Source organism: Actinomadura nitritigenes (assembly GCF_017573545.1).
Taxonomy (GTDB): Bacteria; Actinomycetota; Actinomycetes; order Streptosporangiales; family Streptosporangiaceae; genus Spirillospora; species Spirillospora nitritigenes.
On record NZ_JAGEOK010000052.1, the window covers coordinates 23,990 to 49,789 of the forward strand.

The 25,800-nt window shown below is 73.3% G+C and carries 24 protein-coding genes; 9 read left to right on the forward strand and 15 right to left on the reverse strand.

The window, feature by feature from the left end:
• Nucleotides 1-191: 191 nt before the first annotated feature.
• Nucleotides 192-1,352 carry an inorganic phosphate transporter gene (locus tag J4557_RS45410; RefSeq protein WP_425544037.1) on the reverse strand — a complete coding sequence of 387 codons (1,161 nt, stop codon included), beginning with the start codon at nt 1,350-1,352 and terminating at the stop codon, nt 192-194.
• Nucleotides 1,349-1,966 (reverse strand): DUF47 domain-containing protein, encoded by a 618-nt coding sequence (locus J4557_RS45415; RefSeq protein ID WP_208273527.1) that lies wholly within the window; start codon nt 1,964-1,966, stop codon nt 1,349-1,351. Before J4557_RS45415 ends, J4557_RS45410 begins: the two co-directional genes overlap by 4 nt.
• Before the next feature lie 217 nt (nt 1,967-2,183).
• On the opposite strand from J4557_RS45415, the gene J4557_RS45420 reads away from it, so the two are divergent.
• On the forward strand, nt 2,184-2,387 hold the full coding sequence (locus J4557_RS45420; protein WP_307800584.1) for a heavy-metal-associated domain-containing protein: 204 nt from the start codon (nt 2,184-2,186) through the stop codon (nt 2,385-2,387).
• Between the two features lie 159 nt (nt 2,388-2,546).
• On the opposite strand, the gene J4557_RS45425 is transcribed toward J4557_RS45420, so the two are convergent.
• The 3 genes from J4557_RS45425 to J4557_RS45435 all read right to left on the reverse strand — a co-directional run bounded on the left by J4557_RS45425 (nt 2,547) and on the right by J4557_RS45435 (nt 7,762).
• Nucleotides 2,547-2,741 (reverse strand): hypothetical protein, encoded by a 195-nt coding sequence (locus J4557_RS45425; RefSeq protein WP_194736913.1) that lies wholly within the window; start codon nt 2,739-2,741, stop codon nt 2,547-2,549.
• Nucleotides 2,742-2,923: 182 nt separating this feature from the next.
• On the reverse strand, nt 2,924-7,108 hold the full coding sequence (locus J4557_RS52035; protein WP_208273531.1) for an AAA family ATPase: 4,185 nt from the start codon (nt 7,106-7,108) through the stop codon (nt 2,924-2,926).
• 132 nt (nt 7,109-7,240) lie between these two features.
• The gene (locus J4557_RS45435; protein WP_208273533.1) at nt 7,241-7,762 is read right to left on the reverse strand and encodes a gamma carbonic anhydrase family protein; all 522 of its coding nucleotides are present in this window, start codon (nt 7,760-7,762) and stop codon (nt 7,241-7,243) included.
• Between the two features lie 332 nt (nt 7,763-8,094).
• On the opposite strand from J4557_RS45435, the gene J4557_RS45440 reads away from it, so the two are divergent.
• Entirely contained in the window at nt 8,095-9,111 is a 1,017-nt protein-coding gene (locus tag J4557_RS45440) for a DivIVA domain-containing protein (protein ID WP_208273535.1), read from the forward strand.
• 123 nt (nt 9,112-9,234) lie between these two features.
• Nucleotides 9,235-9,768: a peptide deformylase gene (def, locus tag J4557_RS45445; RefSeq protein WP_208273537.1), complete on the forward strand. Its 534-nt coding sequence runs from the start codon at nt 9,235-9,237 to the stop codon at nt 9,766-9,768.
• Nucleotides 9,769-9,775: 7 nt separating this feature from the next.
• Here def and J4557_RS45450 read toward each other — a convergent pair whose 3' ends face one another.
• The 3 genes from J4557_RS45450 to J4557_RS45460 all read right to left on the reverse strand — a co-directional run bounded on the left by J4557_RS45450 (nt 9,776) and on the right by J4557_RS45460 (nt 13,011).
• On the reverse strand, nt 9,776-11,422 hold the full coding sequence (locus J4557_RS45450; protein ID WP_243777390.1) for a sensor histidine kinase: 1,647 nt from the start codon (nt 11,420-11,422) through the stop codon (nt 9,776-9,778).
• Nucleotides 11,422-12,159, reverse strand: a complete 738-nt coding sequence (locus J4557_RS45455; protein ID WP_208273572.1) for a response regulator transcription factor — start codon at nt 12,157-12,159, stop codon at nt 11,422-11,424. Before J4557_RS45455 ends, J4557_RS45450 begins: the two co-directional genes overlap by 1 nt.
• A gap of 81 nt (nt 12,160-12,240) precedes the next feature.
• Complete coding sequence (locus J4557_RS45460) at nt 12,241-13,011, reverse strand: TetR/AcrR family transcriptional regulator (protein WP_208273539.1); 771 nt, start codon at nt 13,009-13,011, stop codon at nt 12,241-12,243.
• 114 nt (nt 13,012-13,125) lie between these two features.
• On the opposite strand from J4557_RS45460, the gene J4557_RS45465 reads away from it, so the two are divergent.
• Together J4557_RS45465 and J4557_RS50470 are read left to right on the forward strand one after the other, a co-directional pair.
• On the forward strand, nt 13,126-14,547 hold the full coding sequence (locus tag J4557_RS45465; protein ID WP_208273541.1) for an MFS transporter: 1,422 nt from the start codon (nt 13,126-13,128) through the stop codon (nt 14,545-14,547).
• A gap of 653 nt (nt 14,548-15,200) precedes the next feature.
• Nucleotides 15,201-16,028, forward strand: a complete 828-nt coding sequence (locus J4557_RS50470; RefSeq protein ID WP_243777392.1) for a S1C family serine protease — start codon at nt 15,201-15,203, stop codon at nt 16,026-16,028.
• Nucleotides 16,029-16,269: 241 nt separating this feature from the next.
• On the opposite strand, the gene J4557_RS45475 is transcribed toward J4557_RS50470, so the two are convergent.
• Entirely contained in the window at nt 16,270-17,103 is an 834-nt protein-coding gene (locus tag J4557_RS45475) for an oxygenase MpaB family protein (RefSeq protein ID WP_208273545.1), read from the reverse strand.
• A gap of 96 nt (nt 17,104-17,199) precedes the next feature.
• Between J4557_RS45475 and arfB the strand changes: the two genes are divergently transcribed.
• Both arfB and J4557_RS45485 read left to right on the forward strand, forming a co-directional pair.
• Entirely contained in the window at nt 17,200-17,625 is a 426-nt protein-coding gene (gene arfB, locus J4557_RS45480; RefSeq protein WP_208273547.1) for an alternative ribosome rescue aminoacyl-tRNA hydrolase ArfB, read from the forward strand.
• A 268-nt stretch (nt 17,626-17,893) separates the two neighbouring features.
• Nucleotides 17,894-18,967, forward strand: a complete 1,074-nt coding sequence (locus tag J4557_RS45485; protein ID WP_208273550.1) for a right-handed parallel beta-helix repeat-containing protein — start codon at nt 17,894-17,896, stop codon at nt 18,965-18,967.
• Between the two features lie 161 nt (nt 18,968-19,128).
• Here the strand turns inward: J4557_RS45485 and J4557_RS45490 are convergent, their stop codons facing one another.
• The 3 genes from J4557_RS45490 to J4557_RS45500 form a co-directional block, all read right to left on the reverse strand.
• On the reverse strand, nt 19,129-20,208 hold the full coding sequence (locus J4557_RS45490) for a hypothetical protein (protein ID WP_208273553.1): 1,080 nt from the start codon (nt 20,206-20,208) through the stop codon (nt 19,129-19,131).
• Nucleotides 20,209-20,405: 197 nt separating this feature from the next.
• Nucleotides 20,406-21,218, reverse strand: coding sequence for a crotonase/enoyl-CoA hydratase family protein (locus tag J4557_RS45495; RefSeq protein WP_208273555.1), 813 nt, complete (start codon nt 21,216-21,218; stop codon nt 20,406-20,408).
• An 8-nt stretch (nt 21,219-21,226) separates the two neighbouring features.
• The gene (locus J4557_RS45500; RefSeq protein ID WP_151539976.1) at nt 21,227-22,000 is read right to left on the reverse strand and encodes an SDR family NAD(P)-dependent oxidoreductase; all 774 of its coding nucleotides are present in this window, start codon (nt 21,998-22,000) and stop codon (nt 21,227-21,229) included.
• Between the two features lie 165 nt (nt 22,001-22,165).
• Between J4557_RS45500 and J4557_RS45505 the strand changes: the two genes are divergently transcribed.
• Nucleotides 22,166-23,014, forward strand: a complete 849-nt coding sequence (locus J4557_RS45505; RefSeq protein ID WP_208273557.1) for an SDR family oxidoreductase — start codon at nt 22,166-22,168, stop codon at nt 23,012-23,014.
• Between the two features lie 7 nt (nt 23,015-23,021).
• Complete coding sequence (locus tag J4557_RS45510) at nt 23,022-24,035, forward strand: DNA topoisomerase IB (protein WP_208273560.1); 1,014 nt, start codon at nt 23,022-23,024, stop codon at nt 24,033-24,035.
• Nucleotides 24,036-24,045: 10 nt separating this feature from the next.
• On the opposite strand, the gene J4557_RS45515 is transcribed toward J4557_RS45510, so the two are convergent.
• Genes J4557_RS45515 through J4557_RS45520 form a run of 3 tightly spaced genes read right to left on the reverse strand, consistent with a single transcriptional unit; the run spans nt 24,046 to nt 25,639 of the window.
• The gene (locus tag J4557_RS45515) at nt 24,046-24,807 is read right to left on the reverse strand and encodes a metallophosphoesterase family protein (RefSeq protein ID WP_208273562.1); all 762 of its coding nucleotides are present in this window, start codon (nt 24,805-24,807) and stop codon (nt 24,046-24,048) included.
• On the reverse strand, nt 24,804-25,040 hold the full coding sequence (locus tag J4557_RS50475) for a BON domain-containing protein (protein ID WP_307800586.1): 237 nt from the start codon (nt 25,038-25,040) through the stop codon (nt 24,804-24,806). The genes J4557_RS45515 and J4557_RS50475 overlap by 4 nt, the downstream gene beginning before the upstream one ends.
• Complete coding sequence (locus J4557_RS45520; protein WP_307800587.1) at nt 25,037-25,639, reverse strand: nucleotidyltransferase; 603 nt, start codon at nt 25,637-25,639, stop codon at nt 25,037-25,039. The genes J4557_RS50475 and J4557_RS45520 overlap by 4 nt, the downstream gene beginning before the upstream one ends.
• Between the last annotated feature and the right edge of the window lie 161 nt (nt 25,640-25,800).

Here is a 25,800-nt window from a genome sequence, read left to right on the forward strand (position 1 = left end):
CACGGAAGGCCAGACCCCAGCCAAGGCCACGGGTGGGCCCGCGGAGCGAGTGCAGCGAGCGCAGCGGGCCTACCCGACGACTGACAGGCTGTTTCGCCGCGGAGCGCTAGCGGAGCGGCGAAACAGCCTGTCAGTCGCAACGGGGGTTCCAGGGGGTCGCCCCCCTGGGAAAACACAGCCCCCCTGGGAAATCACGCCCAGAAGTGGACGGCCCAGTAGACGACGGCGGCGACGATCGCGGCGGCGGGGAGGGTGAGGACCCAGGCCATGATGATGTTGCCGGCCATGCCCCAGCGGACGGCGGACAGCCGTTTGGTGGCCCCCGCACCCATGATCGCCGAGGTGATCGTATGCGTGGTGGAAATTGGAGCGTGCCAGAAGTACGCGGTGACGTACAGGACGATCGAGGCGGTCGCTTCCGCGGCGAAGCCCTTCGGCGGGTCCACCTCGATCACCTTGCGGCCCAGCGTCCGCATGATCCGCCAGCCGCCCGCGTAGGTGCCGAGCGACAGCGCGCCCGCGCACGAGACGATCACCCACAGCGGCACCGAGTTCCCGCTCGCGTGCCCGGTGGTGACCAGCGCGAGCACGATCACGCCCATCGTCTTCTGCGCGTCCTGCAGGCCGTGGCCGAGGGCGAGCGAGGCCGCCGACAGCGTCTGCGCGATGCGGAACCGCCGCACCACCCGGCTCGGCTGGGCCCGCCGGAAGATCCACAGGATCGCGACCATCGCCAGGTAGGCCAGGGCGAACCCGACCACCGGCGACACCACCATCGGCACGACGACCTTGTCGACCACGCTCTGCCAGTTCACGTACGACGAGGAGGCGAGCCCGGCCCCGACGACGCCGCCGATCAGCGCGTGCGACGACGAGGACGGCAGCCCGAAGTACCAGGTGATCAGGTTCCAGGTGATCGCGCCGAGCACGCCGGCGGCGATGACGGTGAGGCCGTGCAGGCCGCTCGGCGGGGTGATGACCTCGCTGATGGTCTTGGCGACCTCGACGCCGAGCAGCGCGCCCAGCATGTTCATCACCGCGGCCATGCCGAGCGCCACCCGCGGCGTCAGCGCCCGTGTGGACACCGCCGTCGCGATGGCGTTCGCGGCGTCGTGGAAGCCGTTGGTGTAGTCGAACACCAGCGACACCACGATGACCAGGACGAGCACGGCCATCTGCGCGTCGGACCGCAGCCCGAGCGCGCCCGCGACCATCACCAGGAGGATCCCGGCGAGGAGCAGCAGCCACGCCCGTCCGCTGACGCGGCGGGTCGCCTGCTCGCCGATCGATTCGTCGGTGTCCGCCGTCGGCTCCCGGACGATGGTCGAGCCCGGTTTCGGGGCTGCGCTCATGATTCCTTGACCGCGATGGTCTCGACCGTGTTCGCGACCTGCTCGAACGCGTCCGCGGCCTCTTCGAGGCGGTCGATGACCTGCTTGAGCTTCAGCACGTCCAGGGTGTCGTACTCGCCGCTGAACAGCTGCGCCAGCAGCTTGCGGTACACCTGGTCGCCCTGGTTCTCGAGCCGGTTGATCTCGATCCAGTACTCGTTGAGCTCCTTCATGGAGCGCAGCCGGGGCATGGCCTCCGCGGTGAGCTCGGCGGCCCGCTCCAGCACCTCCACCATGTGCACGATCCCCTTGGGGAACTCGTCGATCTTGTAGAGGGCGACGAGGTCGGCTGCCTCCTCCATCTCGTCCATCACGTCGTCGATCGAGGAGGCCAGCCGGTAGATGTCCTCGCGGTCGAACGGGGTGATGAAGGTTTCGTTCAGCCGTCGCATGATCGCGTGAGTGCATTCGTCGCCCGCATGTTCGCAGGCGCGCATCTTCTCCGCGATCGCTGCCCGGTCGGCGCCGTCGCTGATGAGCTCTACGAGCAGCCTGGCGCCGGTGACCAGGTTGTTCGCCGAGTCGGCGAACATGTCGTAGAAGCTGTCCTCACGCGGCGTGAGACGCAAGCGCACGTCGTTCTCCTGATGTGCCGGAACAGTCCGCAGAGGATCGTAGGCGCTACTGGCCGTAAAAAGAACCTTTGCCCCAGCTTCGGCCGGTGTCACCCATCCTCTCACCTACAAGATTGCCCTAGATCACCAGGTACATACCCCTGCGGTTGTGCCAATCGGGCCCGCTGCGCATAGGCTCTGGTCCGGACCAACGGCCGCACGGAGAGTGACGACGCGTGTGAGTGAGATTCGTTACAGCGTCCCGGCGATCAGCTGCGGGCACTGCGTGACCGCGATCAGCGGGGAGGTCGGGCGGGTGCCCGGCGTGAGCGAGGTGGCGGTGGACGTGGACGCCAAGATCGTCACCGTCCGTGGCGACGGACTGGACGACGCGGCGCTGCGCGCGGCGATCGACGAGGCCGGTTACGACGTCGCGGGCTGACCTGGGCACCCGGTTTCGGGACCTGCACCATCGGCAGAAACGGTCGGCCCGTCTCAGGCGCCGGACGCGAGCCGTCCTGGCGGCCAGGCAGGCGGACCGGCCCGGGAACGCGAACCGGGGACGTCCGTCGCGGACGCCCCCGGGCGGATCGGGCCTCGGCTACTCCTGCGGCGTCAGCTCGCGACGACCGGCCTCGCCGGAACGCACCCCGAGCACCATGTCGATTTCCGCGATGGTGAGCGGCCGCTCCGCCGCCGCCACCGCGCTGAGCATCTCGGCATAGAGTTCGATCTCGTCCAACGCAACGCGGTCGTGGACGCGCAGATCGAGGTTCTGCTGGCGCACCGCGTCCACCTCCGTTCGTTCCCCACACCCGAGTCCGAGGCTACGCGTCCCGCCCCGACGGGCACATGACCCAAGAGGGCCATTCGAGGGCCACCCACATCCGTGGTCTTCCCGGGTCAGGTGAGCATGATGCGCCCGATCACCCGGGAGGGGTCCCCCGACGACCTGTCAAGGACGCCGGTCGGACGCCGTCAGCCGCCCCGGTGGAAGTCGCCCAGCATCTGCTCCAGCGGCGTCTCCGGCAGGTCGCGGGCGGTGAGCCGGGCCACCGTCGCCGCGTTGACGTCCGCGCCCGCGAGGCGCGCCGCCTGCCGCGCGACCGTCTGCTCGAACAGCGCCCGGACCGTCCTGGCGTAGGCGAACGACGGGTCCTGCCGCAGCCGCTCGAAGCGGGTGAGCAGCTCGACGCGCAGCTCCTCGTCCAGCATGTACAGGTCGCGCTCGGCGTACTTCTGGAACAGCCCGACCATCTCCCGGTCGCTGATCCCCTGGAACTCCATGATCCGCGCGAACTCGGCGCGGAAGGCGGGGCTGCCCGCGAGGAACCCCTCCATCTCCGCCGCCGGGCTGGAACAGACCACCATGAACCGCCCGCCGCGCTCGCGCATGCCGCGCAGCAGCTCGTTCACCACCGCCGGGCTGCGGTCCAGCAGGTACGCCTCCTGGATCAGCAGCACGCCGCCAAGGGCCTGCTCGATCATGCCGGCGACCCGGCTCTCGGTGTCCGGCTGGTCGCGCCCCGCCAGGTGCACCGGACGGCACGCCACCACGTGCCCCGACTCCAGCAGCCCGAGCGCCGCGTAGATCCCGCCGACGAGCCCCGCCACCGTCGTCTTGCCCGTCCCGGGCGGCCCGACGAACACCAGGTGGTGGGCGTCGCGGTCCGCCACGCCGTACCGGACCCGGTCCGCCGCCTGCTCCGCCTCGTCCGCCATCTCCCGGACGACCGCCTTGACGTCGTCCAGCCCGGTCAGCCCGTCCAGCTGGCGCAGGTAGCCGTCGATGTCGCCGGGGGGCCGCAGCGCCGGCTCGATGCCCTCCGCGACGCCGTGCAGGTCGTCCGGCGTCAGGACGAGCCGGTCGTGCGACGCGCCGGCCCGCGCCATGTTCCGCTGGCTCGCCTGGTCCAGGTACGCCTCGACGAGCCGCGCGTTCACCAGGTCGCCCGGGCCGCGGAGCCGTTCGAGGTCCTCCTTCGCGACCTCCAGCGCCGACGCCCCGATCGTGACGCGCCGCTCGTCCGCCAGCAGGTGCAGCAGCGTCATCCGGGCGTCCAGCCCGCTGAAGTCGGGCAGGCGGTACACCCGGAACGCCTGCACCAGCCTCGGGTGCTCCCTCAGCAGCCGCTTGTACGCGCGCGGCTCGCACGTCGCGATCAGCGGCGTCGTGTTCACCGGGTCGCGGCGCGCCCGCCGCACCGCGCCGGTGACCGCGACCGGGTCCTGCGCGGCGCCGATCGCCACGTCCAGCCGCTCGAACAGGATCGCCGGGCCCTGCTGCCGCAGGATCCGCTCCATGGCGTCCACCGGCGCGTCGCGGACGTCGTCGGCGTCGTGCGCGCGGATGGCGCCGTCGCCGAGGCCCGCGTCCGCCAGCGTCAGCGCGATCAGCCGCGCCAGCCTGCGCTGGCCGGTGTGCGGGCCGCCGACCAGCAGCACCCCCGGCACGCCCGCCGGCGCCGACCCCGGGCGGCCGTCCACCCGGGTCACCTCGGCGTCCTCCCCGGCCGCCGCGTTCCACTCCTCGACCTGGGCCCGCAGCTCGTCGAGCAGCTCGCCCGCGTCCTGCTCGCCGGACACGAACCCGATCCCGAACCGTTCGAGCGTCCGGCGCCGGCCGAGGTCCTGCGGCGGCGGGATCTCGTGGACGGGCCGCTCGGGCGACGGCGTGTCGTCCAGGAAGTCGAAGTCGCCGACCATGGTCTCGGACATGACCCGGGTCCCGGGACCGGGGGGCGGCCCCTGCGCGGGGCCGTCCTCCAGGTCCTCCGGGCCGAGGATGCGCGTGCCGGGCGGCTGCGCGTTCCGCGGGGGCGGCGGCACCGGAGAGCCCTGCGGGGCCGCTGGGGAGCCCTGGGGGGACGGCAGGGCGCCCTGGGGGGACGCCGCCCCGTCCTCGAAGCGCGTCGCGTACGCGCCGGCGGGCGGCCGCGGCGCCGCGCCTGCGTCCTCGGCCCGCGTCGCGTACGGGTCGAACGCGGCCGGCTCCACCGGGGGCACTCCCGGCTGCGCTCCCTGCGAGCCCGGAGCTGCCGGGGGCCCCTGCGGACTCTGTGCGGCCGGAGAGCCCTGCGGATTCTGTGCGGCCGGAGGGCTCTGCGGGCTCTGTGCGGCCGGGGGCACGCCGGCGCCGGGAGGCAGCCCTTGAGCGGGAGGCCCGTCGCCGAGCCGCTGGTAACCGAGCTGCGTGTACGGCGGCACGACCGGCTCGTCGTGCTTCTCCTCGTCCGGTGAGAAACCGCCGAGCTGCTCCGCCGGCCCCTGCCCCCGGTCGGGAGAGGTGGCCTCCTGGTCCGCGAAGGGCGGCTGCCCGGCGCCCGGATAGGGCGCCCCGCCCGCCTGCGGCTGCGCCTGACCGGCGTCGAAGCCCGGGTATCCGGACGGTCCCGGGTCGGGCGGCCCGAGCGGCGGCACGCCCGGCATACCGAGGGCGGCCTGCCCCTGATCGCTCGGCACGGGCTTGGGCGCGGCCTGCTGGAAACCGAGCTCGGTGTACGGCGGCGCCACGTTCCCGCCGGCGTCCTCCTCGGCGGGCGAGAGGCCGCCCATCGCCGGATCCGGCGAAGCGAACCCGGCCGCCGGCTGCGGCCGCCCCGCCGGACCGGGCGCGTTCTCCCAGCCCGGCTGGGCCGGCGGCTGGACGAACGGCTGCGCGGGCCCCTGCGGCTCCGCCGGCTTCGGCGGCGCACCCGGCGCCACGCCCGGCTGGCTCTGCATGCCGAACGGCGGCGACGGCGACGGGCTCGGTGGCGGGGTCTGCGTCGGCGCGGCCGCCGTGGCGCGCGCACGGGTGCGCCCGATGATCCCCGCGATGATCGCGGTCGGCGTTGGGAAGCCGCGGGGCCGCGCCGGCATCCCGCCGAGCCGGCACCACGCGAGGTCCAGCTCGTACATCGCGGCGAGCAGCGTCTCGGCGCTCTCGCCGGAACCCGCCGCCAGCAGCGGGTCCGGCAGCCGCAGGTCGGTCGGCCACAGCCGGCGCAGCGGATGCCCCTTCTGCTCCGCCACCGCCTGCACCGTGTACCGGATCTCCGGGTCCAGCCACGGGACGATCGAGCCCGCCACGTCCTTGCGGACGACGTCCAGGTCGGCGGCCAGCAGCGCGGCGGCGACCATCCGCGGCTCGGTGTACGCCGCGTCGGCGGGGTCGCCCGGCAGGTCGGCGATGGCCTCGCTCAGCGTGTAGAACGCGTGCCGGAAGTTGTCGCCCGGCGAGCTCTCGTTCCGCAGCGCCGGCACGAGGTGCGGCGGGCACCGGGTCAGCCACTGCTGGACGATCGCCTGGTCCCCGTACGGGAGCGCCCCGTAGTCGACCGTCGGGTTGCTCAGCGTCGTCCCGAGGATCGCCAGCAGCGCGTCCGCCCGGGTCTGGAACCGCACGTCGTCGCGCAGCGCGCTCGCGACCGCCCACATCGTCCGCAGGACGACGACCGCCGCGTCCACGCGGCTGGCGCGCAGCCGCTCGGAGTACAGCCCGACCAGCGTCTCCAGCGCGGGCGGGGTCATCCAGCGCGGGCCGTCCACGTCCGGCAGCGGCCTGGCCCGGTACGGCCTCCACAGGTCCAGCATCTGCGCGTCCAGCCGGGCGTCGAACACCGGCGCGGTCGCGCACCACATCATCACGCCCCACGCGACCGCCACCGTGGACGGCGTCTCCTGCGTGAACTGCGACCACCAGTGCGGGTACTCCGGGGCGGACAGCGCCGCCGCGGACTCCACGGTCGCGCGGACCCGCGACGTCAGCTCGCTCGCGAAGCCGTGGCCGACGAACGGCAGCGACGCCGGCGGGTCATAGGAGAAGTCGGGGCCGGCCGGGATCACGTGCGGCGGGAGCTGCGGGACCTGCATCCCGCCCTGCTGCGCGGGCCGCGCCGCCATCCGCACGGCGGGCGTCCGCGGCGGCGGGCACAGGTACCACTGGCCGTCCGACGGGTGCAGCCGGTACCACCGGGCCCACGCGCCGAACAGCCACCACGTCCCGTCCGGCAGGACGAGCATGCGGCCGGCGATGGCGTGATGGCGCTGCTGAGGAGGCGCCGACGGCCACCATTGGGCGGCCACCATCGCCCTCGTGTCGCGCTCGGCCTCCGCGAACGGGTCCTGCCCCATCCGGGGGCTGGGCGGCGGAGCACTGCCATAGCCCGGTCCCCACACCACGTGGGTCATGGTAGTCAGACGGAGCGCCCCAGAATTCCCTCCGAGCGGCCCGCCGCGAATACCCCCAGGTCAGCCCCTACCGTCCCGCGCAAACCTGTTGATCCGCCAGTCCGCGGGAGCCGCCGGCGGGAGTCAGCGCCAGGCGGCGCGGGCGTGGCGCTCGGCCTTCTGCATGTAGACGTCGGGGGTGTGCTGGAGGACCGAGCGGTCGGCGTCGTTCAGCTCGCGGACGATCTTGCCGGGCGTGCCCGCGACCAGGACGCCCGACGGGATCCGCTTGCCCGGCGGCACGAGCGCGCCGGCGGCGATGAGCGTTCCCGCCCCGATCCGGGCGCCGTTCAGCACGATGGCGCCGATGCCGATCAGCGAGCCGGTCTCGACGTGCGCGCCGTGCACCATGGCCTTGTGCCCGAGGCTGACCCGGTCCTCCAGGACGGCGGGCATGCCCGGGTCGGCGTGCAGGCAGCTGAGGTCCTGGATGTTGCACTCGTCGCCGACGACGATCTCCTCGTCGTCGCCGCGCAGCACCGAGCCGTACCAGACGCTGGACGCCCGGCCGAGCGTCACGCGTCCGACGACCACCGCTCCGGGCGCCACCCAGGCCTCGGCGTGGATCTTCGGCCCGTCCTCGCCCAGCGACCCCACATAGCTCATGCGCCCGATGCTAGGCCGTGCCCGGATCCGGCCGGGGGCCGGGGAGGCGGGACCCGGGGAGGGCGGACGCGGTGCCCTGGACGGGTCGATTCGGTGGATGTCACGCGACACGGCGGCGCAGGTGAGGGCGTTTTTTCGGGAAATTGGGTATTTTGTCGCCCCCAGCCAGATGAAGAAACGGCAGCGAGAAGGGCGTTCCGGTTGCGCGAGCGGGGCGGATCGCACGAGAGTCGATGCTGACGTTTCTGCTGTGGGCCCGCTGACCGGCGGGTGAGGATTCGCAAACCGACCCTGACGGGGTGATACCCCCGCCAACGACCCCCCAAGGCATCATGAGCAACGAAGCCGAAATCCTGCCGAACCTCCTTCAAGACGAGTCCTTCGAGATCGTCATGCGCGGCTACAACCGCCGCCAGGTCGACGACTACATCGCCCGCGCCCAGCAAAAGCACCGCGAGCTGGAGGCCCGGCTCGCGCGCGCCCAGGACGACGCCGAGCGCGTCCGCCGGGAGATGGCCGAGGTGCGCGAGGCCCGCAAGCCCACCGGCGACGACCTGAGCGACCGGCTGCGCCAGATCATCAACCTCGCCGAGGACGAGGCGCAGGACAAGGTCGCCGAGGCCGAGGCCAAGGGCGCCGAGATCCGCAAGGACGCCGAGCAGGAGTCCAAGCGCATCATCGACGAGGCCCGCGCGCACGCCGACAAGAACCTCTCCCAGGCGCAGGAGAAGGCCGACCACATGCTGTCCGCCGCCAAGAAGGAGTCCGACAGCGTGCTGTCGGCCGCCAAGCAGGAGGCGGAGCAGACGGTGACGAGCGCGCGGCTGGAGGCCGAGCGCACGCTCACCGCGTCCGAGCGCCGCGCCAGCGTGATCAACGAGGGCGCCACCCAGCGGCTCACCTCGCTGACCAAGAACCACACGCAGGCCCTCCAGCGGCTCACCGAGATCAGCGAGACCCTGCACCGGCTGCTGACCGCCGAGAACGAGGCGGGCCCGCTGGAGAAGATGGTCGAGGACGCCGTCCGGCAGACGCCGCCGCGCAAGCAGCCGGCCGCCGCCCCCGCCCAGCCGGTCCCCGCGCAGCCCGCCCCCGCCGCCGCGGCCGGGCCCAAGCCGCCCGCCCCGTCCACCGCGACCGGGCCCAAGCCCGTCGTGGCCAAGCCGGCCGCCGCTCCCGCGCCGTCGATGAAGAAGCCGGAGCCGGACGGCCCGGTCACCGGCACGGGACCGCAGGTCCCGCCGCCCGCGAAGGCGCCGCGGCCGATCGAGGACACCGACGGCGGCCCGTCCGCCGGCCACGCCCCGATCGTCCCCCCGGCCCCGCGCGGGCCCGCCGACCCGAGCTGATCCCCAGCCCCGGCGGAAACGTCACCCGCTCCCCGAACGGTGCGCCCGGCCCCTGCCGGGCGCACCGTTCGCGTTTCCGCGGCCGTTCGGGCGGAGCGGAAATCGCGACATAGGATCATCCGGGTGAGCAAGAGGACCACGACGCGCAACGGGACCGCCCGCCCGATCCGGCTCCTCGGCGACCCGGTGCTGCGCACCGAGTGCGATCCCGTACGGACGTTCGACACGGCCCTCGAGAAGCTGGTCGACGACATGTTCGTCACGATGTACGAGGCGGACGGCGCGGGCGTGGCCGCGAACCAGGTCGGCTCCGGCCTGCGCCTGTTCGTGTACGACTGCGAGGACGACCGGGGGCGCCGGCACGTCGGCCACGTCGTCAACCCGGTGCTCGTGGCCGCCGACGGCGAGCTGCTGGTGGAGTCCGAGGGGTGCCTGTCGCTGCCGAGCATGCGCTTCGACACGCCGCGCCACGCGCACGCGGTCGTGGAGGGCGTGGACGCGAAGGGCCGGCCCGTCCGCGTGGAGGGCACCGGGTACTTCGCCCGCTGCCTCCAGCACGAGTGCGGCCATCTCGACGGCAAGGTCTACATCGACGTGCTGTCCGGCGACGTGCGGCGCGAGGCGATGCGGGCGATCCGGGACCTCCAGCGCCCCTGAGCCCGGCTCAGTCGGCGTCCAGCGGGAAGAGCACGCGGAAGGTCGCGCCCTCGCCCGGGGTCGAGTCGACCTCGACCGACCCCTCGTGCGCGGCGACGAGCGCGGCGACGATGGCGAGCCCGAGGCCGGTCCCGGTCCGGCCGTCCTCGCGGGAGCGGGACGCGTCGGCGCGGTAGAAGCGCTCGAAGACCCGTTCGGCCTGGTCGGGTGAGAGGCCCGGGCCCTCGTCGGCGACCTCCAGCTTCGCGGCGGGCGCGCCGCGCAGGGTGCCCGGGGACAGGCGCACCTCCACCGGCGTGCCCGGCGGCGTGTGCGCCACCGCGTTCGCCAGCAGGTTGCCGAGGACCTGCCGCAGGCGCGGCTCGTCCCCCCGCACCTGGTAGGCGAGGCCGCCCTCGACCGACAGCTCGATCCGCCGGTCCGGCGCGACGACCCGGGCCTCCTGCACGGAGTCGGCGGCGACGGCGAGCAGGTCGACGGGGCGCCGCTCGATGGGCCGCTGGCGGTCGAGGCGGGCGAGCAGCAGCAGGTCCTCGACGAGCAGGCCCATCCGGCCGGCGGTCTCCTCGATGCGGCCGATCATCCGGCCGACCTCCTCGGGGGTGCGGGCGGCGCCCTGCCGGTAGAACTCGGCGAAACCGCGGATGGCGGTGAGCGGGGTGCGCAGCTCGTGGCTGGCGTCGGCGACGAAGCGGCGCATCCGCTCCTCGGACCGGCGGGCCGTCTCCTCCGAGCGCCGCGCCGCCGCCTCCGACTCGGCGCGGGCGCCGAACGCCGCCTCGATCTGGGCGAGCATCGCGTTCAGGGACCGTCCGAGCCGGCCCATCTCGGTGCGCGGGTCGGCCTCCGGGACGCGCCGCGACAGGTCGCCGGCCGCGATCGCGCCGGCGGTCTCCTCCACCTCGGCGAGCGGGCGCAGGCTCGCGCGCACCACCCACACCCCGAGGACGACCAGCACCGCGAGGACCAGCAGCCCGACGATCACGTCGATGGCGATGAGCCGGTTCACGGTCCGCTGGATCTCCGCCAGGCTGACCGCGATGAGGACGGTGGCGCCGGTGCCCGGGATCGGCTCGGCGAGCACCCGCCATTTCGCGCTCGACCCGCCCGTCCCGGACACGGTGAACGGCCGGTCGATCCGGCCGGTGACGTCGGCGGGCAGCTTGGGGTAGCCGCGCTCGCCCACCGCGAGGTTCTGCCCGATCGGGCGGCCGTCGGCCCCGCGGACCTGCGCGTACATCTCGCTGGGCACCCGGACGTTCAGGTTGTAGTGCCCCTGGACCTGCTCGGTCACCTGGATGATCACGTGCCCGACCGAGGAGCGCAGCTGGTCGTCGGCGCGCCCGACGAGGTACTGGCGCAGCACGGAGGCGCCGGCCGCGCTCATCACGGTCATCCCGAGGGTGACCAGGACGAGCATGCCGGCGATGAGCTTCATCTGCAGCGGCGACCGCGACCACAGCCCGCGGATCCAGGAGTTCCATCGGGGGCGCCGCGGCGGCTCGCCGCCTCCCGCCCCGCCCCGGTACGCGCCGCCGGCCGCGGCCCGCCGGTCGCCGGGCGGCGGTCCCGGCTCCATGACCGGCCGGTCGCCGGGCGCCGGGCCCGCGGGGTGCGCGGAGAGCGCGCCGGGGCCGGGAACGCGGGGCTCCATCAGGCCGGGGGCTCTCTCAGGACGTAGCCGACGCCCCTCAGCGTGTGGATGAGGCGGGGCTCGGCGTTGTCGACCTTGCGGCGCAGCGCGGACACGTAGGACTCGACGATGCCCGCGTCGCCGCGGAAGTCGTAGTTCCACACGTGGTCGAGGATCTGGGCCTTGGACAGGACCCGCCCGGCGTTCGCCATGAAGTAGCGGAGCAGCTTGAACTCCGTCGGCGACAGCTGAACGGCCTTGCCGCCGCGCCAGACCTCGTGGCTGTCCTCGTCCAGCTCGACGTCGGCGAACACCATCCGGGGCGGGGGCTCGGCGACGCCGCCGCGGAAGCGCCGCAGGACGGCGCGGATGCGCGCGATGACCTCCTCCAGGCTGAACGGCTTGGTGACGTAGTCGTCGCCGCCGATCGTCAGCCCCTTGATGCGGTCCTGGACCGCGTCGCGCGCGGTGAGGAACAGCACGGGGGTGTGGTCGCCGCCGGACCGCAGCCGCCGCGCGACGTCGAACCCGTCGATGTCGGGCAGCATCACGTCGAGGACGATCAGGTCGGGCCGGTGCCGGCGCGCGGACTGGACGGCGTCGGCCCCGTTGGTCGCGGTGAGCACCTCGAAGCCGGTGAAGCGCAGGCTGCCGGCCAGCAGCTCCAGGATGTTCGGCTCGTCCTCGACGACGAGCAGCGTCGCCTCGGGCGCCCGCACGCCTGCGTTCGCGTTCGCGTTCGCCGTCCGTTCAACCACTGACACGCTCTCCCTCCAGGGTCGACTCCGAGGTTCCCACCCGAACCTGAATGTCCCCTGAAGGTGCGCCGAGCATTCCCTTCACCTGCGGCTCCTCGCCTCCGCCTCGATCGCGCGGACGAGCATGTCGAGCTCGGTGGCGAACACCTCCGCGGTGGTGATCTCGCGGAGGTGCGGTTCGGCGGCGCGCAGCCGCGGCAGGGCGCCGGGGCCGTCCGCGGCGGGGCGGGCGTGGGCGCCGAGGCTGGCGTTGCGGTGCCGGTCGATGGGGTCGCCGTGGGCTTCGCGGTGCATCCGGCCGAGGACGAGGTCGATGAAGACGAGGTAGTAGCGGACGGCGGCGCGCTCGTCGAGGCCGGCGTCGGCGAGGGTCGCGAGGATCGTCTCGACGAGCCGGAGGGCGCCGGGACCATGGTCGCCGCGGGTGACCAGGGCGTCGATGGTGCCGGGGTAGGCGCCGAGTTCGCGGCGCATGCCGTCGGCGATGCGGCGGAGGCGGCCGGGCCAGGGCCCGGCGCCGAGGTCGGGCGGGACGACGTCGTGCGCCGCGATCGCGTCCATGACGAGCGCGACGAGTTCGTCCTTGCCGGAGATGTGCCGGTAGAGGGCCATGCGGGAGACGCCGAGGTCGGCGGCGAGGGCGCGGATCGTGAGGGCGTCGAGGCCGTCCCGGCGGGTGATCTCGAGGGCGGCGGCGACGATCTGCGCGCGGCTGATGCTGCCCCAGGGCCGCCGCTCGCGAGCAGGCGGTGCGGGCGGGTCGGCAGGCGGGTCGGCAGGCGGGTCGGCAGGCGGGTCGGCGGGCGGGTCGGGCGGCCCGGCGGGCGGGCGGTGCGGGCCGGGCTCGGGCATGCGGAGAACCGTAGCCGAACATCTTGCGGACGGTTGTCCGCAAGATTTAGGTTCGCCTTACCTAACTCCCATGGAAAGGCGGACCCGATGCCCGGAGGGCCGGAACGGAGGGGGGTGATCGCGGCGTTGCCGGCCGCGGTGCTCCCCGCGAGCCTCGCGCAGACGATCGTCATCGCCGCGCTGCCCGTGCTGCGGGACGAGCTGGACGTCCCCGCCGCACAGGTGACCTGGACGCTCACGGCGTTCATGCTGGCCGGGGCCGTCGTCACGCCGATCGCCGGGCGGCTCGGCGACCTGTACGGGCACCGCCGGGCCCTGGTGGCGTGCCTGCTGCTGTTCACCGCCGGGACGGTCGCCGCGGGCCTCGCCGCGTCAGCGCACTCGTTCGGGTGGCTGGTGGCGGGACGCGCCGTCCAGGGGATCGGCTCGGGGACGTTCCCGCTCGCGCTCGGGATCGCCCGGTCGGCGCTGCCGCCGCACCGGCTACGGGGCGTGGTCGCCCTGGTCAGCGCCGTGTTCGGGATCGGCGGGGCGGCCGGCATGGTGGTCGCGGGACCGCTCGTGGACGCCGCCGGGACACCGTGGCTGTTCTGGGCGACTCTGGTCCTCGCCGCCGGCGCGCTCGCTCTGGCGGCCCGGCTGCCGGCGACGCGGCCGGGCGGTTCCGGGCGGATCGACTGGGCGGGCGCGGTGCTGCTGTCGGCGACGCTGGTCTCCCTGCTGCTGGCGATCAGCCAGGGACGCGCGTGGGGCTGGGGTTCGGCGCGGGTCGCCGGGCTCTTCGCGGGCGCGGTCCTGGCGGCGGCCGCCTTCACCGCCGCCGAACGGCGCGTCCGCGCGCCGCTGGTCGACCTGCGGCTGCTGCGCGGGCGCGGACCGGTCACCATCACGCTGGCCACCCTGGTCGTGTGCGTGGCGATGTTCGGTTCGATCACGCTGATCCCGCAGTTCGTGCAGGCGCCGCGGGCGTCCGGTTACGGGTTCGGCCTCTCCGCGTCCGCGGCGGGGCTGCTGATGGTGCCGATGGCGGCGCTGATGCTGCTCGCAGGCCCGGCGGCGCCCCGGGTCGCCCGCCGCGCCGGGTCACGCGTCCCGTTCCAGGCCGGGACGGTCTGCGCGGTCGCCGCGTTCGCCCTGCTCGCGTGGGCGCACGGGGCCCTCTGGGAGGTGTACGCCGCCTGCGCGATCATCGGGGCCGGCTACGGGCTGGCGTTCGCGGCCATCGGGAACCTCGTCGTGGAGAACGCCCCGCCCGGACAGACCGGGGTGGCGACGGGCGTCAACACGATCGTGCGGACGGTCGGGGCCGCGGTCGGCGCGCAGGCCGTCACCGCGATCCTCGCGGCGCGCACGGGGACCGCCGCGAAGCTCCCGCCGGAGTCGGGCTACACCGGGGCGTTCGCGGTGCTCGCCGTGGTCGCGGTCGCCGCCCTCGGCGTCGCCGCCGCGATCCCGCGCGGGGCCGGGGTCTCGCTGGATCCTCGGGAAGCGAGGGGCCTGGATTCAGGGAACGTTCAGGTACGTCCGCTTGAGTGATCGGCACAGGGCGCGCCCCGGTCCGGACAGGGACCGGATCCCCGCGCCCTGGCCACTCCTCCTCGCCACCGCGGCCGAGAGGGCGACACGCCGCACGCCCTCCCGGCCGCGGTTTTTTGATGCAGGCCTTATCCAGCACACTTTCAGGTCGGATCCAGGTGGGCTCCAGACCCCGGGCGCAGATTCGTATGCGACGGCGAGACGAGGGAGTTCACATGGACGCCGGAAGGCCCGAGGAGCCACAGCAGCAGAGTCGGGATCGGCACGTCGCGGGATCCGAGCGGCACACGCCATCCGAGCGGCCCGCGGCACCGGGGCACGCCGGAGGACCCGAGCGGCCCGATTTCGCTTCGCCCGGACAACCGCACGGACAGGCGCCGCACGGACAGGCCCCGCAGGGGCAGCCCCCACACGGACAGGCGCCGCACGGACAGACCCCGCACGGACAGGCCCCGCAGGGGCAGCAGCCGCAGGGGCAGCCCTCGCAGGAGCAGCCGCGCGAACAGGCGCACGGGCAGCAGCCCCTCGGGGGGTGGCAGCAGCCTGGGGCCTGGCACGCGACCACTGCGGCGGGCGGGGGCGCAGGGGCGGCCGGACCGCCGCACTGGGGCCTCCCCCCGGTGGAGGCGTCCGGGCCGTTCCGCCGGGGTCCGATGTGGACGGCGCGGCAGAAGGTCGCGGCGCTGATCGCGGGGGCCGCGCTGGCGGTCGGCGCGGGCGGGGCGGGCGCGGCCGTGGCGATGGCGTTCGCCGACCACGACACCGTCTACTCCAGCCCGGTCGCCGTCTCCGGCGCGTCCAGCAAGGCGAGCACGACCGCGCAGGTCGCCGCCGCCGTGCAGCCGAGCGTCGTGTCGATCTCGAGCCAGTCGCAGACCGGCGAGAGCGAGGGGTCCGGGGTGATCCTGCGCTCCGACGGCGTGATCATGACGAACGCGCACGTCGTCTCGGACGGCGGGCGGCTCTCGGTGAAGTTCAGCGACGGCAGGACCGCGCAGGCGACGCTGCTCGGCGCCGACACCGCGAACGACATCGCGGTGATCAAGGCGCAGGGCGTGTCCGGGCTGAAGCCCGCGACGCTCGGCGACAGCAGCCGGCTCGCGGTCGGCGACACGGTCCTCGCGGTCGGCAACCCGCTCGGGCTGAGCGGGTCGGTGACGTCCGGCATCGTCAGCGCGCTCGGACGCCAGGTCCAGGAGGGCGACTCCGGTGGCGGCCAGCAGAACCTGCCGCCGGGCCTGCAGGGGCAGCTGTCCCAGCAGCAGCAGGCCGTCATCGAGAACGCGATCCAGACCGACGCGGCCATCAACCCCGGCAACTCCGGCGGCGCGCTGGTGAACAGCGCGGGCCAGGTGATCGGCGTCAACACCGCGATCGCCACGTCCGGCAGCAGCTCGGGCAACATCGGCGTCGGCTTCGCGATCCCGATCGACCAGGCGAAGAAGGCCGCCGACAAGATCATCTCGAGCGCGTCGCTCTAGAGGCTCACCGGGGAGCGCCGTCCCGTCCATGCTCTGGGGGGAGCGGGCGGACGGGCGGCGGCCCCGGTGCGAGGGGCCGTTCCCAGGCCGGGCCGGGTGCTGGGGACGGCCCCGTCATGGGAGAGCGGCCGCGTGACCTGCCTGTGGGTCACGCGGCCGCGTCTCCCTGAACGGGCACCGACCGGGCCGGGCGCGGTCGGCCCGGTCGGCGGCATCGGACAGCGGCCGGCAGCGGCCGCCGTCAGCTCGACGGGACGCGGATCGCCGGACGGCGCCCGGCCGTGACCTTCGCCAGCATCTTTCGCGTCGTGTGGAGGTAGTAGTCGCGGGGCAGGGTCCGCAGCCGCAGCGGCAGCCGCGGGTACACCACCGACAGCGCCCCCATCAGCATCCGGAACCGCAGCTCGCGCGCCCGGTTCCACGTCCATCCGTACTGTGCGCGAATCGGCGCCGGCATCATCCCCGCGGTGATCAGCCGGATCGCCGCCAGGCCGGGCGCGTTCAGCGGGCCGCCCGGCAGCCTCGGGTGGAGCACCTGGTCGGCGATCGCCCGGGACGCGTCGCTGATCTCCAGGCCGTTGAGCATGCCGGCGTAGTACACGCGGAAGTCCCGGTACGTCGCGGGCAGCCGCTCCTCGGGGCAGCCCAGGATCGTCGCGTAGACCTTGGTCTGGCCGTAGAACTCCGCCAGCTCGTCCTCGGTGAACGTCCGGCGGAACAGCAGCTGGTAGAACTGCGCGGCGACGGCGAAGAGGGTGGCCGCGACCCACACCTGCAACTCCGGGTCGTTCGCCCGGTAGCCGGGGCCGGTGACCTGGTCGTGCCCCCGCGTGACCAGGGCGCTGAAGGTCTCCGCCTCCTTCCGCGTCCCGAACTGCACCGCGTACAGCCAGCCCATGGTGTTGCGCAGCCGCCGCAGCGGGTCCTCGGCGGTGTAGCTGTGGTCGTACACGCCCTGCGCGACCTGGGGATGCGCGGTCTGCAGCAGCGACGCGGCCCCGCCCGCCGCGATGAGCGCGCCCTCCCGGGTGATGTGGCGGATGAGGTCGTCGTCGGAGAACAGTCCTTCGGTCATGGCGATCAGTGTAAGTAAGTACTTGCAGGACTCGCACCCCGGGGCGGCGGGAAAACCGGACGACATGATCGTCCGCGGACGGGGATAATCGGGGGCATGCCCGACGACATCCACGTCCGCGGCTCGGTCTCCATCCCGGAGTCCGAGCTCGGCTGGCGCTTCTCCCGCTCCTCGGGACCCGGCGGGCAGCACGTCAACACCAGCGCGACCGCAGCCGAGTTGTCCTTCGACGTCGCAGCGTCCCCGTCCCTGCCCGAGCCCCTGAAGGCGCGCGCACTGGAGCGGCTGTCGGGACGGCTCGTCCGGGGCGTCCTGACGATCCGCGCCGAGGAGTACCGCTCCCAGATGCGCAACCGCGAGGCCGCGCGCGCCCGGCTCGGCGCACTGCTGGCCGAGGCCACGGCGCCGCCGCCGAAGAAGCGCATCCCCAAGAAGGTCCCGCGCGGCATCAACGAGCGGCGCCTGGAGAACAAGAAGCGCCGCTCCGACATCAAGCGCCAGCGCTCCCGCCGGTGGGACTGAGCGACCCTCCTCACGACTCTTGGGCAAATTGTCCGAAGTGAGCCTTTGGGCCGTCATGTCGGAGCGACATCTCGGCTGATCGACGGCGAAAACTCGGCAATACCGAAAGCGACGGCAAACTCGGCCGACCCGCGAAAAATCCTCAGATGTTTGCTTCTCCGGGCTGACGGAATGACCTGCGCGGTTCCCGCGGAACTCCGCGGACCGTGCCGCGAGCGCACGCGTCGCCCGCGGGCCGCATATCAGCCAGAAACGGAGAAAGAACAGGATGAGATGGACTACCGCGGGTCCGGCCGGCGTCGTCGCCGTGCTGGCCGGGCTCGCCCCCTTCGCGACCGCAGGGCAGGCGTCGGCGCAGGACGGCGGCGCGTACGGGCACGGGCCCCGCACCCATGTGGTGCGTCCGGGACACTCGATCCAGGCGGCCGTCGACCGGGCCAGGCCCGGCGACACCATCAGACTGCTCCGCGGGACGTATGACGGGGGCGTTCTCGTCAGGAAGCGCCTCACCATCCGCGGCGCCGGCGACAAGACCGTGCTCCGGCCGGGCGGCACCGACCACTGCGCCGCCGTCAAGTGGGCCGGCACCGGCATCTGCGTCATCGGCCGTCCCGGCCACCCCGTCAGGGGCGTCACGGTCAGGGACCTGATCGTGCGGAAGTTCGCGAAGAACGGGGTCTTCGGCCAATTCACCGACCGCCTCACCGTCGAACGCGTCCTCGCCACCGGTAATGGCGAGTACGGAATCTCGGAATTCAACTCGACGCGCGGACGGTTCGTGCACGACTGGGCCCTCGACAACGGTGACGAGGCCGGCTTCTACGTCGGCGACATCGCCGACGCGCACGGGACGATCGTCGCCGGGAACCGGTCGAGCGGAAACGCCATCGGTCTCCTCGTCCGGCACGCCCGCAACGTCAGGGCGTGGGAGAACGACCTCGTCGGCAACTGCGTCGGAGTCGCGCTGGTCGACGACGGCCAGAAGGGCGGCCAGGGCAACACCAAGGTGTGGAGGAACAACGTCTCGAGGAACAGCCGGGAATGCGCTCCGCACGAGGAGGTACCGCCGCTCGGCGGCACCGGCGTGCTGTTCTTCGGCGGCGACCACAACGTCGTCGAGAAGAACGTCGTGATGGACAACCGGGGGAAGCTGCCGTACTCCGGCGGCATCGTGCTCTTCCGCGGGACGCCGCCGCTGAACCGGCCCGCCCGCCACAACCTCGTCCAGCTCAACGTCGTCCGCGGCAACGCGCCGTTCGACCTGGTGGACAACAGCGGCAGCAGGACCAACCGGTTCCGCCGCAACCTCTGCCGCACGTCCAGCCCGGCCGGTCTCTGCTGACCTGACCGCGCCGGCGGAGCGGGCGTGCGACGGGCCTTGAACGGGTCCGGAACGCGCGAACGCCCGTCCCGGGGGTGGACGGGACGGGCGTCCGGACCTGGCCGGCCGGGGTCGGCCGCAGTCCGCGGTGCCGGCCGTACGCCGGCCTCAATGGGGCGGGGTCAGCCGTAGTACTCGATGAAGGGCACCTTCTTGCCGGTCTGCGTCGCGGTGCCCGCGCTGACGACCGCCGTCGTGCCGGGGCGGGCGTCGGCGTCGGACGCCTGGACGGTGCCGCTGCGGGCGGGTCCGCTGAGGGTCGTCCACGACGTGCCGTTGTAGTGCATGTACTGGGTCTTGCTTCCGGTGGTGACCGGCAGCATCACCACGCCGCCCCTGCCGTCGGCCGACAGCCCGATGCCGGCCGTGTTCAGCGGGGTGTTGATCGTCTTCCAGGAAGTGCCGTTGTAGCGCAGGATCGCGTTGGTGATCTGGGCGTTCTGCCGGACGCGCAGCACGTACACGTTCGTCGGCGAGTTCGCGACGATCCTGTACAGGGTGCCCTGGTAGGCGGGGACGCCGAGGGAACCCGGCACGGCGATCCGCTTCCACGCCTTGCCGTCGTAGTGCATCACCAGGCCGGTGACGGACGTGCCCGTGGCGGACGTCGACCCGGCCAGCCACACGTCGTTCTTCGACTTCACGTCCACGGCGGTGATCGCGGACGAGGCGGGCAGCGGGACCTTCGCGTCCGCCCACGCGGTGCCCGTCCAGCGCAGGACGGCGCTGAGGCCGCCCGCGGCCGGGTCGACGCCCGCGACCGAGTAGGCGGTGCCGTCCGGCGCGGCCGCGACCTGGCTCGCCAGGCCGACCAGCGGGTAGGGCACCTTGCTCCACTTGGTGCCGTTCCAGTACAGGCCGACGTTGCCGCCGATGTTGTAGCCGACGACCCACGCCTTGCTCGCGCTGGCGACGGCGACGTCCGTCGGGGTGAACCCGACCGGGGCGGCCTGCGCGACCCACCCCGACCCGTTCCACTTGGCGATCTTCGTCTGGGGGCTGAAGAACGAGCCCGCGGCGCCGACCGCCCACCCGGCGTTCGTCGCGCCGAAGTCGACGCGGTCGAGGCTGCCGTCGTATTTCAGCCCGGCGCCGCCGACGTTCCTCCACCCGGCGGCCTGGGCGGGCACGGCGGACAGGGCGAGCGTTCCGGCGCCGCAGGCGATCGCCAGGGCCGCGGCGCACACCGCGTTCCGTCCCATGAGAGCTCCCAAGATCAGTTCAAGCGCACGCCAAAGGGTACGGGAAGACTTACTTCCGGGTAAGAGCGACTTTCCGGACGGCCAGAACAGGCCGCACCCCGGCCCCGCGCGCCCCGCCGACCTCCTGGGTCCCCGAAAACGGCGGACGCCCGGAGCCGGTGCGGCTCCGGGCGTCCGGCGCGGTCACCGGAAGGCGATCACTCGCCCTTCCAGTTCGGCTTGCGCTTCTCGGCGAAGGCCGCCGGGCCCTCCTGCGCGTCCTTGGACATGAAGACGGGCAGCGTGATGTCCTGCTGCTTCTTCCACGCCTCGGCGGACGACCAGTCGGCGGACTCGACGATGACCTTCTTGGTCGCGGCGAGCGCCAGCGGGGCGTTCTCCGCGACCTTGAGGGCCAGCTCCTTGGCCGCGGCGAGCGCGCCGCCCGGCTCGGCGAGCCGGTTGACGAACCCGAGCTCGGCCATCCGCTCCGCCGGGTACTTGTCGCCGGTCAGGGCGATCTCCATGGCGATGTGGAACGGGATGCGCTGCGGCAGCCGCAGCAGCCCGCCGCCCGCGGCGACCAGGCCGCGCTTCGGCTCGGGCAGCCCGAACTGGGCCTCCCGGGACGCCACGATCATGTCGCAGGCGAGCGCGACCTCGCAGCCGCCGGCCAGCGCGTAGCCCTCCACCGCGGCGATCAGCGGCTTGGCCGCCGGGCGCTCGGTGATGCCGGCGAACCCGCGGCCCTCGACGGTCGGGTTGTCGCCCGTGAGGAAGCCCTTGAGGTCCATGCCGGAGCAGAACGTGCCGCCGGCGCCGGTCAGGACGCCGATGGACAGGTCCTTGCGGGAGTCCAGCTCGTCCAGGGCCGCCGCGATCCCCTTCGCCACCTCGCCGTTGACCGCGTTGCGGGCCTCCGGCCGGTTGATGGTGATGATGAGGACGGCGCCGTCTTCTTCGGTGAGAACAGCGTCGTTGCCGGGGGGCGTGGGGGGTCGCCCCCCCTCGGGCGATACAGCGTCGGTCATTCAGTGCCTCACTTCGGCTGGAAGCGGATGCCACCGTCGAAACGGATGGTCTCGCCGTTCATGTAGTCGTTCTCGATGAGGGACTTGACCAGGTGCGCGAACTCCGACGCCTTGCCCATCCGCTTCGGGAACGGCACCGGCGCGGCGAGCTTGGCCTTGAACGCGTCGGCGGCCTCGCCCTCGCCGTAGATCGGGGTGTCGATGATGCCGGGGCAGATGGTGTTGACCCGGACGCCGATCGCGGCGAGGTCGCGGGCGGCCGGCAGCGTCATGCCGATGATGCCGCCCTTGGAGGCCGAGTAGGCGATCTGCCCGGTCTGGCCCTCGATGCCGGCGATGGACGCGGTGTTGATCACCACGCCGCGGGCGCCGTCGGCGTCGGCGGGCTCGGTCTTGGAGATCGCCGCGGCGCCGATGCGCATCAGGTTGAAGGTGCCGATCAGGTTGACCCGGATGACGGTCTCGTAGGAGGCCAGGTCGTGCGGGGTGCCGTCGCGCCCCACGGTGCGCGAGGCCCAGCCGATGCCGGCGCTGTTGACGATGACGCGCAGCGGGGCGCCGGTGTCGACGGCGGCCTGGACGGCGGCCTGCACCTGCTCCTCGCTGGAGACGTCGGTCTTGACGAAGACGCCGCCGACCTCGTCGGCGACCTTCTTGCCCTTGTCCTCGTTCATGTCGGCGACGACGACCTTGGCGCCTTCGGCGGCCAGCGCGCGGACGGTGGCCTCACCGAGGCCGCTCGCGCCACCGGATACGACGGCGGAAACTCCGTTCAGGTCCATAAGCAGCACCTTACGTGAGGGACCGAATGTGGTTCGGGATGATGTTACCCAGACGTCATCCCGGCGTTCTGCTCACACCCCGGCAGATTGCCCGGGCGCGATGTTACTCAGGGGTCACAATACGGCGAACGTTTGCCGGGGAACGCCTCGGGCACCCGTGGGTGCATGACCGAACCTCCGGCACAGAGCCAGTCCTACCCGGGACGCACGGGGGACATGACGCCTGAGCCCCGCGACGAGATGCGCGGCTACGCCGGCAGCGGTCTCCTCGACGGCGGGCGCGCTCTGATCACCGGCGGCGACTCGGGCATCGGCCGCGCGGTGTCCGTCGCGTTCGCCAAGGAGGGCGCCGACGTCGCCCTCACCTACCTCGAAGAGGACGACGACGCCCGGCACACCGCCTCCCTCGTCGAGGCCGAGGGCCGCCGCTGCTTCACCTTCGGCGGCGACCTCGCCGAGGAGCGGCACTGCCGCGAGACCGTCGAGCACGCCGTCCGCGACCTCGGCGGCCTCGACGTCCTCGTCCTGCACCACGGCACGCAGACGCCGGTCAAGGACGTCCGCGAGATCGACGACGCGCAGCTCCAGCGCACGTTCGCCGTCAACGTGTACGCGCTGTTCTGGACCGTCCAGGAGGCCCTCGACCACATGGGCCCCGGGTCGTCCATCGTCTTCACCGGATCCATCAACGGGCTCCGCGGCAACAAGACGCTGATCGACTACGCCGCCAGCAAGGCCGCCGCGATGACCCTCGCCACCTCCCTCGCGCAGAACCTCATGGACCGCGAGATCCGCGTCAACTGCGTCGCCCCCGGACCCGTCTGGACGCCGCTGATCCCCGCCACCTTCGACGCCGAACGCGTCGAGGGCTTCGGCGGCCAGGCCCCGATGGGCCGCCCCGCGGACCCCGACGAGATCGCCCCCTCCTACGTCTTCTTCGCCGCGAACCGGCAGTCGTCCTACTACACCGGCCAGACGCTGGTGCCGGCCGGCGGCGAGATCCATCCCGGCTGAGGCGCCCATGGAGCTCCAGCGCAGCGACCCCTCCGAACCCGGTCTCGCGCGGCGCAGGTGCGGCAAGGGCTTCACCTACCTGCGCCCGGACGGCCGCCCCCTGTCCGACCCCGCCCAGCGCGAACGCATCCGCGCCCTCGTCATCCCGCCCGCCTGGCAGGACGTGTGGATCTGCCCCGACGCCGACGGCCACATCCAGGCGATGGGCACCGACGCCGCCGGACGCCGCCAGTACCTGTACCACGAGGCGTGGCGCGAGCAGCGCGACCGCGAGAAGCACGACCACGTCCTCGAGCTGGCCGCACGCCTCCCCGACGTCCGCGAGACGCTCGCCGGGCACCTCGCCGGCCGCGGCTACCGCCGCGAGCGCGTGCTGTCCGCCGCCGTCCGGCTCGTCGACCTCGGCTTCTTCCGCATCGGCAGCGAGGAGTACGCGGCGGAGAACGGCACGTACGGGCTCGCGACCGTCCTGCGCGAGCACGTCACCTGCCGGCGCGGAGAGGTCGCCTTCGAGTACCCGGCGAAGGGCTCGAAGTACCGCTACCAGTCCGTCGCGGAGGAGAACGTCTGCAAGGTCGTCACCGGCCTGAAGCGCCGCAAGGACGGCTCCCCCGAACTCCTCGCCTACCGGACGCGCAACGGCTGGCACGACGTCACCGCCTCCGACATCAACGCCTTCATCCGCGAGGTGACCGGCGGCGACTTCACCGCCAAGGACTTCCGCACCTGGCACGCCACCGTCCTCGCCGCCGTCGGCCTCGCCGTCTCCACCCGCGCCGGCACCGGCGAGACCGCGCGCCACAAGGCCGTCGTCCGCGTCGTCAAGGAGGTCGCCGCCTACCTCGGCAACACCCCGGCGGTGGCCCGCGCCTCCTACATCGACCCCCGCGTCATCACCCTCTACGAGTCCGGCCGGACGATCGCCCCCGCCCTCACCAAGCTCGGCGTGGACGCCTCCCCCGGCGAACTCGCCACCCAAGGCCCCGTCGAACGGGCCGTCATCGACCTCCTGAGATCCTGACCCCGGGCGGTCACCACGCCGAGACGCGCTCCTCGGCACGTCCGGCGCCCGCCGCCTCCGGCTGCTCCAGGCAGTACAGGGCGTAGGCGTGCTGGATCACCGGCAGCGCGACGTTCCGCACCCGGACGCCGCCCTGCGTCATCCCCTTCTCCGTCCCCTTGTGCGCGTGCCCGTGGACCGCCAGCGCCGGGGCCGCCGCGTCGATCGCCTCGCCCATCAGGTAGCTCCCGAGGAACGGATAGATCTCCAGGGGCTCGCCTTCGAGCGTGTCCTCGGCGGGCGAGTAGTGCGTCAGGCTCACCCGCACGTCCGCGTCCAGCTCCAGCAGCGCGGTGCCGAGCCGGTCGGCGAACGCCTTCGTGTGCTGGATGAACGCCTTCATCTCCGGCTCGCCGAAGTCGCTCGCGCACTTGCCCTCGAACCCGCCGCCGAAACCCTTGCCGCCCGCGACGCCGAGCCGTCCCCCGTCGCAGTCCACGACCGTCCCGTCGCCCTCCAGCACGGTCACCCCCGCCTCCCGCAGGATGTCGGCGATCCCGTCCTGCTGGTCGGAGTGGTAGTCGTGGTTGCCCAGCACCGCGATCACCGGCACCCCGAGGTCGCGCAGCTCGCCCGCCACGACCCGGCCCTCCTCGACCGTCCCTTGCCTGGTCAGGTCACCCGCGACGAGGAACACGTCCGCCTGCCGGGCCAGCCGCCCGAGCCCTCCCCGGTACACCCCGGCCATGTCGGCCCCCACGTGCAGGTCCCCGGCCGCCGCCACACGGATCATGACAGCCTCTCCTCCCCATCGGGCTCTGGCACCGCGACGACGTGCACCTCGTTGCAGATCTCGTGCCCCTCCGCGGCCACCCGGGCGGCCTCCTCGACCTCCCGGCGCTGCTCCTCGCTGGCCACCTCCCCGCGCAGATGCACCACGTTCCCCCGCACGTCCACGCGGATACCGAGCTCGTGCGCGCGCGCCGCGAGCGTCTCCTGGATGTGCGCCGGCAGGTATTCGTTCACGGCACGCCCCTCTCGATGACGCCGAGCCGGGACAGCAGGGTCAGGAACGCGTACGCGTACGGCGACTCCCCCGTCTCCTGGGCCACGTACGGCCAGTCGACCTGCTCCCGCAACGCCCGGCTGACATGCAGGAACCCGCTGAAGTCGCACGCCGTCTCGCTAAACGCCATCAACCGCATGACCACCAGGTCCGTCGCGGGCAGCACCGGCATGTACACCGCGCCGACCGCCATCTCCGTGGCCCGCCCCAGCAGCGCACCGTCCACCGGACGTCCCGACGGCGTGTGGATCAGGTCGATGTGGTGCTCCCCGTCGCAGACCTTGGCGAGCCAGTTCTCCGGGCTGTCCATGTGCCCCATGCCGGCCGCGGCGAGCGCCGCGAGCGCCTCCTCGACGTCCCGCTTCCGCACCACGAAGTCCACATCGTGCGTCGACACCGCCGCACCGTGCGCGTACGCCGCGAACCCGCCCGCCAGGGCGTACTCGATCCCGGCGTCGCGCAGCGCGGCGGCGGCCCGCTTGAGGCTCAGCAGCAGGCCGTCCCCGGCGCCTCCCGGGCCCGGCGACCCGCTGCCCCGGACCACACCGAGGTTCGGCACGGCCCCCGCGCGCCTCGACCCGGCCTGCACATCCCCCACACGCCCCCCCCCCCCCCCCCCCCCCCCCCCCCCCCCCCCCCCCAACCCCCCCCCACACCCCCCCCCCCCCCCCCCCCCCCCCCCCCCCCCCCCCCCACCCCCCCCCCCCCCCCCCCACCCCC